This is a genomic window from Micromonospora sp. D75, from assembly GCF_018070405.1.
GTDB lineage: Bacteria > Actinomycetota > Actinomycetes > Mycobacteriales > Micromonosporaceae > Micromonospora > Micromonospora chalcea.
In genome coordinates this window covers 1-9,633 of the sequence record NZ_JAGPXV010000172.1, presented here as the reverse complement: position 1 = coordinate 9,633, position 9,633 = coordinate 1, and the positions used below count along the sequence as shown (strand labels likewise).

At 74.7% G+C, this 9,633-nt stretch carries 9 protein-coding genes; 6 read left to right on the top strand and 3 right to left on the bottom strand.

Annotated elements, in window-relative coordinates:
* The 3 genes from KBX39_RS13165 to KBX39_RS13155 all read right to left on the bottom strand — a co-directional run.
* Positions 1 to 287 (bottom strand): DUF4383 domain-containing protein (locus KBX39_RS13165; RefSeq protein WP_247660152.1); only part of this gene is annotated, 287 nt, incomplete at its 3' end.
* Positions 288 to 374: 87 nt separating this feature from the next.
* Positions 375 to 1,529 (bottom strand): glycosyltransferase, encoded by a 1,155-nt coding sequence (locus KBX39_RS13160; RefSeq protein ID WP_210870740.1) that lies wholly within the window; start codon positions 1,527 to 1,529, stop codon positions 375 to 377.
* A gap of 19 nt (positions 1,530 to 1,548) precedes the next feature.
* Positions 1,549 to 2,568: a glucosyl-3-phosphoglycerate synthase gene (locus KBX39_RS13155; protein WP_307851535.1), complete on the bottom strand. Its 1,020-nt coding sequence runs from the start codon at positions 2,566 to 2,568 to the stop codon at positions 1,549 to 1,551.
* Positions 2,569 to 2,782: 214 nt separating this feature from the next.
* Between KBX39_RS13155 and KBX39_RS13150 the strand changes: the two genes are divergently transcribed.
* From KBX39_RS13150 to KBX39_RS13125, 6 genes are all read left to right on the top strand, one after another.
* Entirely contained in the window at positions 2,783 to 3,805 is a 1,023-nt protein-coding gene (locus KBX39_RS13150) for a Gfo/Idh/MocA family protein (protein WP_210870738.1), read from the top strand.
* A complete protein-coding gene (locus tag KBX39_RS13145) occupies positions 3,798 to 4,886 on the top strand; it encodes a zinc-binding alcohol dehydrogenase (RefSeq protein ID WP_210870733.1) in 1,089 nt (362 codons plus the stop codon). Before KBX39_RS13150 ends, KBX39_RS13145 begins: the two co-directional genes overlap by 8 nt.
* A gap of 158 nt (positions 4,887 to 5,044) precedes the next feature.
* Positions 5,045 to 7,339 (top strand): accessory Sec system translocase SecA2, encoded by a 2,295-nt coding sequence (gene secA2, locus KBX39_RS13140; RefSeq protein WP_043324478.1) that lies wholly within the window; start codon positions 5,045 to 5,047, stop codon positions 7,337 to 7,339.
* A 192-nt stretch (positions 7,340 to 7,531) separates the two neighbouring features.
* Complete coding sequence (locus tag KBX39_RS13135; RefSeq protein WP_205796412.1) at positions 7,532 to 8,248, top strand: GAF and ANTAR domain-containing protein; 717 nt, start codon at positions 7,532 to 7,534, stop codon at positions 8,246 to 8,248.
* A 76-nt stretch (positions 8,249 to 8,324) separates the two neighbouring features.
* On the top strand, positions 8,325 to 8,828 hold the full coding sequence (locus tag KBX39_RS13130; protein ID WP_210870730.1) for a DUF2231 domain-containing protein: 504 nt from the start codon (positions 8,325 to 8,327) through the stop codon (positions 8,826 to 8,828).
* Positions 8,829 to 8,880: 52 nt separating this feature from the next.
* The coding region (locus tag KBX39_RS13125) for a class I SAM-dependent methyltransferase (protein ID WP_210870727.1) at positions 8,881 to 9,633 on the top strand (753 nt) is incomplete at its 3' end.

Genomic DNA, 9,633 nt, shown 5'->3' with positions numbered 1-9,633 from the left:
GCGCCGACCAGGACCGCGCGGGCCCCGGCGACGGTACGGGCCAGCGCCAGCCCGGCCACCCCGAGGACCAGGTGCACCAGGTTGTGCACGACCGAGACCTGGAACAGCCCCAGCAGCCGGGCGCCCGACCCCGGGCCGGCGAAGCGCAGGTCCGCGTAGTCGCTGGTGATGCCGGGCACGAAGCCCAGCGCGCCGAGCAGCAGCAGGAGCACGGCGAACCCGGAGGCGATCCGGCGCACCGGCGCCCGGCCGTCGGCCGGGTTGCGGCGCGCCCGGGAGTGCGCCATCGAGTTCGTCACGCCGGCCTCCTCGCCACGCGGGGAGCGACGGTTTCCCGGGCCCGGCGCGGGCAAACGCCGGGCCGGCGGCGTACGTCAGGCGGGCTGCAACGGCTGCGCCGCGCCCTGGCGGACCCGCTCGTACAGCTCCAGGTAGCGCTGCGCCATCCGGGCCGGGGTGAACCGCCGGGCCGCCTCGCGCCGGCACTCGTCCGGCTCCAGGCCGCCGGCGGCGAGAACCAGGTCGCCCAGTTCCTCCTCGACGCCGGTGAGCAGGCCGGTGCGGCCGTGCTCGACCAGCTCCGGCAGACAGCCCCGGGCGGTGGCCACCACCGGCGTGCCCAGCGCCAGCGACTCGACCACAGCGGTGCCGCCCGGCTCCTCCCAGCGCAGCGGGAACAGCGACGCCCGCGCCGAGGCGACCAGGTCGTCGCGGTCCCGCCCGGCCACCGTGCCGACCCAGCGCACCCGGTCGCCGTCGACGTACGGCGCGACGTGGTCGTGGAAGAAGCGCACGTCCGGGTTCTGCCGCGCCTCGTCGCCGGCCGCGGCGAGATCCTCCGGCCGGTGGTACGGCCCGACCGGCCCGGCCAGCACCAGCGGGAAACCGGCCTCGTGGGCCAGCCGCGCGCCCAGGTCCTGCCCCTTGCCCGGGTTGATCCGGCCGAGGATCACCACGTGGTCGCCCTTCGCCACCGAGGCTTGCCGGTCCGCGTCCACCGCGAGCGGGGTGGCCAGGTGCACGTGCCCCACCGCGTGCGCGCGCAGCGCCTCCGGAGCGCGCGCCAGCTGCGACGCGGACACGCCGTTGACCCGTACCCGGTCGCCGCCGTCGAGGTTGCCGTACAGCTCGGGGTGCTTGGCCAGGTCCCAGTGCAACGTGTGCAGCGCGGGCGGGGCGTCCGGGCCCATCGCCGCGAGCGTGGCCAGCCCGACCGCCTCCACGTGGTCGTGCACCAGGTCGATGTCGTCGCGGGCGTGCAGCTCCCGCACCACCCCGGACAGGTGCGCCTGGGACACGCCGCACACCTGGTTGTACGGCCGTTGCAGCGCGTGGAACTGGCCGTCCGGGAAGACCGCGATCTTCTCGTCCACCGGCAGCGTGCTGCTCTCCACCGAGGCCAGCACCACCCGTACGCCCAGCCGGCGCAGCTCCGGCACGAGCGTGGCCACCACGTTCTCGATCCCGCCGTAGCCGGGCGGCGGCACGGACAGCCACGGACCGGCGTTCATCAGCACGGTGAGCGTCATGCGTTGTTCCTCCTCGCGCTCACGCGGCCGCGACCCGGCGGCGGCGCGGGATGCGGTGCCGCAGTTGCGCCAGCGGCGGGCGCTCCTGCACCGACACGTCGTTGACCACGACCTCGCGGTCCAGGTTGGGCAGCGCCTCCGAGCCGCCGCGGCGGAACTGGGTCAGCAGCGCGCCCGGCATCACCCCGGGCGCCGCCCAGCCGCGCCGTTGCAGCCGCGACCAGGCGGTCAGCATGATCTGCGCGGACATCCGGCCCAGCGCCGCGGTGTCCTGGTGCCGGTGCTTGCGCTCGCCCAGGTCGACCTGGGCCAGCGCGTCCAGCCCGACCAGCTCCAGCAGGTCGATGAGCATGGCTGTCTCCACCCCGTACCCGGTGACGAACGGCACCCGCTCCAGCACCCGGCGGCGACCGGCGTACTCGCCCGCGAGCGGCTGCACGAAGCCGGCCAGCTCCGGCCAGAACAGGTTGAGCAGCGGCCGGGCCATCAGCTCCGTCACCCGGCCGCCGCCGTCGGGCTCCACGCTCGTCGCGCCGACCAGCGGCCGGTGGTAGAAGCCCTTGACGAAGTCCACGCCCGGATCGGTGAGCAACGGCCCGAGCAGCCCGGTCACGAAGTGCGGCCGGAACTCGCGCAGGTCGGCGTCGACGAACGCGACCACGTCCCCCTCGGCCGCCGCCAGCCCGGCCCAGAGCGCGTCGCCCTTGCCGGTCAGCCGGGGCAGCCCGCGCGTCATCGCGTCCTGGCTGACCACCTCGGCGCCGGCCGCGCGCGCCACCTGCGCGGTCCGGTCGGTGGACCGGGAGTCGACCACGATCAGCTCGTCGACCAGCTGCACCCGGTCCATCAGGTGCTCCCGGACCGTCGCCACGATCGCGCCGACTGTCGCCTCCTCGTTGCGCGCCGGCAGCACCACGCTGACCCGGCTGTTTCCCTTTGCCCGGACCAGTCGCTGCGCCGGCCAGTCGGCGGCGGTGCTGGTGCGGTACGTGGCCCACGCCTCCACCACAGGTGAGACGGTCGAATCTGATTCCCGCACGGGCACCCCCATTAGTGGTGGAATCGCGAACCATGGTTTTCCCAATCCCGCATCCGCGCTAACCGGATCTTGCCTGACAACCTGATCACCAGGTGCGTACCGGGCGGTTCCGGGCAGATGAACGTTGCGTTGCGCCCCTCGGCGACGTTTCGGGCGCGGCCGCCGCGGGGAGTGGTGACCGCAGTCTTCCAGTCGTGGCGAGAGGGTTGGTCGGATGCGTACCTGCCGGGTGGGACTGGTCGGAGCCGGCGGGGTGGCGCAACGCCACGCCCGGGTGCTCACCGGCTTCGAGGACGTGGAGCTGCTCGGCGTGACCGACGTCGCGCCGGACGCGGCGCGGGCGCTCGCCGGCACGTACGGCGGCCGGGTGTTCCGCGACGTGGACGAGCTGCTCGCGGCCGGACCGGACGCGGTGTACGTCTGCGTGCCGCCGTTCGCCCACGGGCCGGTCGAGGAGGCGGTGGTCGTCGCCGGGGTGCCGATGTTCGTGGAGAAGCCGGTGGCGCTGGACCTGGAGACCGCCGAGCGGGTCGCGGCGCTGGTGGAGCAGCGCGGGCTGCTCACCGGCGTCGGGCACCACTGGCGCTACCTGCACGTGGTGGCGGAGGCGCGGCGGCTGCTCGCCGGCCGCCCGGTGCGGATGGTCAACGGCGCCTGGCTGGACAAGGTGCCGCCGGTGGCCTGGTGGGCGCGGCGGGACCGCTCCGGCGGCCCGGTGGTCGAGCAGGCCGCGCACGTGCTGGACCTGGTCCGGCTGCTGGCCGGCGAGGCGGTCGAGGTGAGCGCGTACGGCGACGGCAGCCCGCCGCCGGTCGACGGCGCCGACATCGACTCGGTGACCGCGGCCACGCTGCGCTTCGGCTCCGGCGCGGTCGGCACGCTCGCCGCGTCGTGCGTGCTGGGCTGGAAGCACCGGGCCGGCGTGGAGATCCTCGCCGACGGGCTGGCGCTGTGGCTGGCCGAGGACGGCCTGACCGTCCGGGACGGCGACGGCGAGCGGCACCTGCCCGCCGACCCGGACGGCGCGCGGATCGCCGTCGACCGGGCCTTCGTCGACGCCGTTCGTGGTCTCGGCGACGACGTCCGGGTGCCGTACGCCGAGGCGCTGCGCACCCACCGGCTGGCGCTGGCGGTGGCCGAGTCGGCGCGTACCGGCCGGCCGGTGGCGCTGCCCACCGGCCCGGCGTCGCGGCTCACCGCGCCGGTCGTGGACGCGGGGGTGGGCGTCGATGCGTGACCGCGTGGTGGTGGTCGGCGGCCCGGGCCGGGTCGAGCTGGCCGAACTGGACGCGCCGGAGCTGCGCGAGGGCACGTTCCGGGTGGAGACGCTCTACAGCGGCGTGTCCGCCGGCACCGAGCTGAGCTTCGTCAAGGGCACCAACCCGTACCTGCACGTCACCTGGGACGCCGCGCTCGGACTGTTCCGGCCCGGCGGGGCGAGCACGCCGTACCCGGTGACCCGGCTCGGCTACATGCAGGTCGGGCGCGTGGTGGAGAGCCGGACCTCGGCCGTCGCGGTGGGCGAGGTCGGGGCCATGACGTACGGGCACCGCAGCGGCTGGGTCGCCGACCCGCTCACCGAGCGGTTCGTGCCGCTGCCCGACGACCTGGACCCGCTGCTCGGCGTGTACGTCGCGCACATGGGCCCGATCTGCGCCAACGGGCTGCTGCACGCCGCCGCCGACCTGTGCGGCGCCGACGTGCGCACGCTCGGCGACGGGGTACGCGGTCGCCGGGTGGCGGTGGTCGGCGGCGGCGTGGTGGCGCTGCTGACCGCGCTGTTCGCCCGCCGCCACGGCGCCGCCTCGGTGGTCGTGGTCGACCCGACGCCGGCCCGGCGGCAGGTGGCCGAGGCGCTCGGCCTGGACACGCTCGACCCGGACGCGGACGACCCGGCGGTGGTGCTCAAGACCCGGTGGAACCACGCGGCCGGGGACCGGGGCGCGGACGTGGTCTTCCAGTGCCGCGGCCAGGACTGGGCGCTGCAACTCGCGCTGCGCCTGCTGCGACCGCAGGGCACGGTGATCGACCTGGCGTTCTACCAGGCCGGTGCGGACGCGGTCCGGCTCGGCGAGGAGTTCCACCACAACGGGCTGTCGCTGCGGTGCGCGCAGATCGGCCGGGTGCCGCGCGGCCTGGCCCCCACCTGGGACCGCGAGCGGCTGTCCGCGGAGACGGTGGAGCTGCTGCGCCAGTACGGCGACATGATCCGCAAGCACCTGATCTCCGCCGTGGTCCCCCTGGACGAGGCCCCCACCCTGCTGACCGACCTGGCCCAACGCCGCCGCACCGAACTCCAGGCAATCCTGACCCCCTGACCCCCTTTTCCAGGGCGTCGATCATGAGGTTGGCGGCGACAAAACGGGCGCCGGACGCCGCCAACCTCATGATCGACGGAAGCGGACGGGGCGGGCGGAACCCGGCGCGCGGCGGGCGGGGGTCACAATCGGCTCCGGTTCGCGTACCGTTGCCGCTCATGGGTGTGTCGCAACGGTTGAAGACCAGGTTCCGCCGGTTCCTCCAGCGCCCGGGGACGACTGTCGACCTGGCTCCGCTGGAGAAGCTGCTGCCGGCGATCGAGGCGCGCGAGGCTGACCTGGAGAAGCTCTCCGACGCCGAGCTGACCGAGGCCGCCGGCCAGGCGTCGGGGTACGAGGAGATCTGCGCGATCGGGCGCGAGGCGGCCCGGCGCGGGCTCGACCAGCGCCCCTACGACGTGCAGCTGCTCGGCGCGATGGCGCTGCTGTCCGGCAAGGTCGCCGAGATGGCCACCGGTGAGGGCAAGACGCTCACCGCGACCGTCGCCGCGTACGGCCACGTGCGGCTGGGCAACGGCCCGGTGCACGTGCTCACCGTCAACGACTACCTGGCCCGCCGCGACGCCGAGTGGATGACGCCGGTCTACGACCTGCTCGGGCTCAGCGTCGGCTGGGTCAACGAGGCGTCCACGCCCGACGAGCGGCGCGCCGCGTACGCCTGCGACGTCACCTACGTCTCGGTCAGCGAGGCCGGCTTCGACTTCCTGCGCGACCAGCTCGTCACCGACCTGGCCGACCGGGTGCAGCCGCCGCTGAAGACCGCGATCGTGGACGAGGCCGACTCGATCCTGATCGACGAGGCCCGGGTGCCGATGGTGCTGGCCGGCGCGGTCGGCGGCGAGCAGGACCCGGTGCACGCCGCCGCCGCGCTCGTACGCGGGCTGCGCAAGGGCAAGCACTACACGGTCGCCGAGGACGGCCGCAGCGTCGCCTTCACCTCGGTCGGCCTGGCCACCGTCGAGGCCAAGCTCGGCGGCATCGACCTGTACGACGAGGAGCACGTCGGGCAGCTCTCCGCGGTGAACGTGGCGCTGCACGCGCACGCCCTGCTGCACCGCGACGTGGACTACATCGTCCGGGACGACTCGGTCGAGCTGATCGACGAGATGCGCGGCCGGGTCGCCCAGCGCCGCCGCTGGCCCGACGGGCTGCAGGCCGCGGTCGAGGCGAAGGAGGGCCTGGACGCCACCGCCGAGGGCGAGGTGCTGGGCACGATCACCGTGCAGGCGTACATCGCGCTCTACCCGACGGTCTGCGGGATGACAGCGACCGCGGTGCTCGTCGGCGACCAGCTCCGCGAGTTCTTCGGCCTCGAGGTCGCGGTGATCCCGCCGAACACCCCCTGCGTCCGCGAGGACGAGCCGGACCGCATCTACGCCACCCGCGCCGAGAAGGAGGAGGCGCTGGTCGACGAGATCACGCGCTGCCACGAGGCGGGGCGGCCGGTGCTGGTCGGCACGCTCGACGTCAAGGAGTCCGAGGGGCTGGCCGCCGCGCTGAACGCCGCCGGCGTGTCGTGCGTGGTGCTCAACGCCAAGAACGACGACGAGGAGGCCGGGATCATCGCGGAGGCCGGCGCGTACGGCGCGGTGACGGTCTCCACGCAGATGGCCGGCCGGGGCGTCGACATCCGGCTGGGCGGCAGCGACCAGGCCGACCGGGACCGGGTGGCCGAGCTGGGCGGTCTCTACGTGATCGGCAGCGGCCGGCACGACAGCCGCCGGGTCGACGACCAGCTCCGCGGCCGGGCCGGGCGGCAGGGCGACCCGGGCGGGTCGGTGTTCTTCGTCAGCCTGGAGGACGACCTGGTGGTCCGGCACGCCGGCGACACCGTGCCGGCCTCGCCCCGGATGAACGCCGACGGCCTGGTCACCGACCCGCAGGTCGACTACGCGGTCGAGCACGCCCAGCGCGTCGCCGAGGGCGTCAACCACGAGATCCACCGCAACACGTGGCGCTACAGCCAGGTGATCGAGCAGCAGCGCAAGGCGCTCGCCGAGCGCCGCGAGCGGCTGCTGACCAGCGACATCGCCGCGCTGATGCTGCTGGAGCGGGTGCCGGAGAAGGCCGGCGAGATGGACGAGGACCTGCTCGCCGACGTGGCCCGCAAGATCGCCCTCTACCACCTGGACCGGCTCTGGGCCGACCACCTGGCCGAGCTGTCCGAGGTCCGCGAGGGCGTGCACCTGCGGGCGCTGGGCCGCCTCGACCCGCTCGACGAGTTCCACCGCAGCGCGGTGCCGGCGTTCAACGCGCTGGTGCCCGAGATCGAGACGCGGACCGTGGCCACGTTCGAGGAGACCGAGTTCGACGAGGGCTGGGAGCCGGACTCGTCGAAGCTGGTGCGGCCGAGCGCCACCTGGACGTACCTCGTGCACGACAACCCGTTCGGCTCGGAGCTGGACCGGCTGATCGCCTCGGTGGGCCGGCGGCTCATCTCCGGGTCGCGCTGACCCGCGCGGAAAGGCCCTTCCCGGCGCGACCGGGAGGGGCCTTTTTGCGCGGTTTCGCCCGCGGTCTGGGAGGGTAGTAGGCCGAGGCCCGGCCACAGGAGGGACGGACATGGGACAGGCAACGGCGCCGAGCGGGGACATCGGGTGGACGGTGGAGGCCACGGCCCGGTGAACCTCGACACGCGCCAACCCATGATCGACAACCTTGGTGTGCTGGAGACCGCCGCGCTGCTGCGCGAGCTGACCGCCGGACTGATCGGCGCGGCCGGGTTCGACGAGGCGCTGGACCGCCTGGTCCGCATCGCCCGCGACGCCGTACCGGCCGTGGACAGCTGCGGCTTCACCGCGCTGCGCGCCGGTGAGCCCGCCGGCGTGGCCGCCTCCGATCCGGAGCGGGCCGAGCTGGACGACCTGCGGCACGGCCCGGACACGCCCGCGATGACAGCGATCCGCCGCCGGGAGATGATCACCGCGGGCGGGCTGTCCGGCGACCCGCGCTGGCCGGTCTGGAACGAGCGGGCCCGCGCCCTGGGGGTGCACGGGGTGATCTCCGCGCCGGTCGACATCGACGAACAGGTCATCGGCGCGATCAACCTCTACGCCGACTCGCCCGACGCGCTGACGCCCCGGCACCAGCTCACCGCGATGCTCCTGGCCGAGCACGCCGGGCTGCTGCTGGCCGCCGCGCGCGACCGCGAGCGGGCGGCCACCCGCGCCGGTCAGCTCGACGACACGCTGCTGGCCGAGGGGGTGGTCGGGCAGGCCGTCGGCGTGATCATGACGCAGCGCGGCTGTCCCGCCCCGGAGGCCCTGCGGGTGCTGCGCAGCGCGGCGTCCTCGCTGGACATCCCGCTGCGCGAGGTCGCCGAGCGGCTCGTGCTGACCGTCTCCCGGCCCCGGGACAACTGAGCGACAGTCGTTTCGCCCCGCGGCGCCTCGGGTAGCACTCTGGACTGGTGAGCTGCGCGGACCTGGGGAGGAAGCGATGCAGAGCCGTCTACGGGTGCAGGGGCACCCCATCCAACCGATGCTGGTGACGTTCCCGTTCGGCCTGTTCGTCTGTGCCGCGGTCTTCGACCTGGCCGACGTGGCGGGCGGTCCGGCGTTCCTCGGTGAGGTGGGCTACTGGACCGCGGTGGCCGCGCTCGTCGCGGCCGGGCTCACCACCGTCGCCGGAATGGTCGACCTGTGGGACGTGCGGGCCGGCCGGACCAGCCGGACGGTGCTGATGTTCAACCTCGTCAACGCCGTGATGGCGGCGCTGTTCCTGCTCTCCTGCCTGATCCGGGCGAGCGCGCCGCAGCGGGGCGCGACCGGTGTCCTGCTCGCCGCGGAACTCGTGGCGCTCGCCGTCGGCGCGGTCGGCGTGGCCCTGGGCGCGCGGCTGATGCAGCAGTTCGACCGGGTCGCCGAGCCGGCCGGGTTCGAGCCGTTCGCCGACGTGCCCGCCGGTTCCACAGTCGAGATCGCCCGCCCACGCCCGTACTGACGCCGGCCGAAATCCGTTGCCGCGGTCGGCGCGGAGCGGCAGGCTCGCGGGCATGGTCGGGACGTTCGAGGAACTGGTAGCCGAAGCCGAGGCGGCGCCGGTCGAGGGCTGGGGCTTCGACTGGCTGCGCGGCCGCGCCACCGAGGAGCGCCCGCCCTGGGGGTACGCGCGACTGGTCGGCGAGCGGATGGCCGCCGTGAAGGCGGCGCTGGACATCGACACCGGCGGGGGAGAGGTGCTGGCCGAGGTGCCCGCGCCGCCGCCGCCGCTGCTGGTCGCCACCGAGGCGTGGCCGCCGAACGTGCCGGTGGCCCGGCGCAACCTTCGCCCGCTCGGCGCGACAGTGGTGCGGGTGGGCGACCGCCCGCCGCTGCCGTTCCGGGACGCCACGTTCGACCTGGTGGTGAGCCGTCACCCGGTGCACACCTGGTGGGACGAGGTGGCCCGGGTGCTGCGGCCCGGCGGCGCCTACCTGTCCCAGCAGATCGGCCCCGGCACGGTGCGGGAGCTGAGCGAGGCGATCCTCGGGCCGCTGCCGCCGCCGGAGCACCGCCACCCGGAGGTGGCGGTCGCCGACGCGCGGGCCGCCGGGCTGACGGTGGTCGACCTGCGCGAGGCCACGCTGCGTGCCGTCTTCCACGACATCGGCGCGGTGGTCTGGTTCCTGCGCAAGGTGGTCTGGACGGTGCCCGGCTTCACCGTGGGCCGCTACACCGACGAGCTGCGCCGCCTGGACGAGCGGATCCGCGCCGACGGACCGTTCGTCGCGTACGCCCGCCGTTTCCTCATCGAGGCGCGCCGGGGC

Coding starts and splice junctions, on each gene's coding strand:
- KBX39_RS13160 (WP_210870740.1), bottom strand. CDS start 1,529: ATGACGCTCACCGTGCTGATGAACGCCGGTCCGTGGCTGTCCGTGCCG.
- KBX39_RS13150 (WP_210870738.1), top strand. CDS start 2,783: ATGCGTACCTGCCGGGTGGGACTGGTCGGAGCCGGCGGGGTGGCGCAA.
- KBX39_RS13145 (WP_210870733.1), top strand. CDS start 3,798: ATGCGTGACCGCGTGGTGGTGGTCGGCGGCCCGGGCCGGGTCGAGCTG.
- secA2 (WP_043324478.1), top strand. CDS start 5,045: ATGGGTGTGTCGCAACGGTTGAAGACCAGGTTCCGCCGGTTCCTCCAG.
- KBX39_RS13135 (WP_205796412.1), top strand. CDS start 7,532: ATGATCGACAACCTTGGTGTGCTGGAGACCGCCGCGCTGCTGCGCGAG.
- KBX39_RS13130 (WP_210870730.1), top strand. CDS start 8,325: ATGCAGAGCCGTCTACGGGTGCAGGGGCACCCCATCCAACCGATGCTG.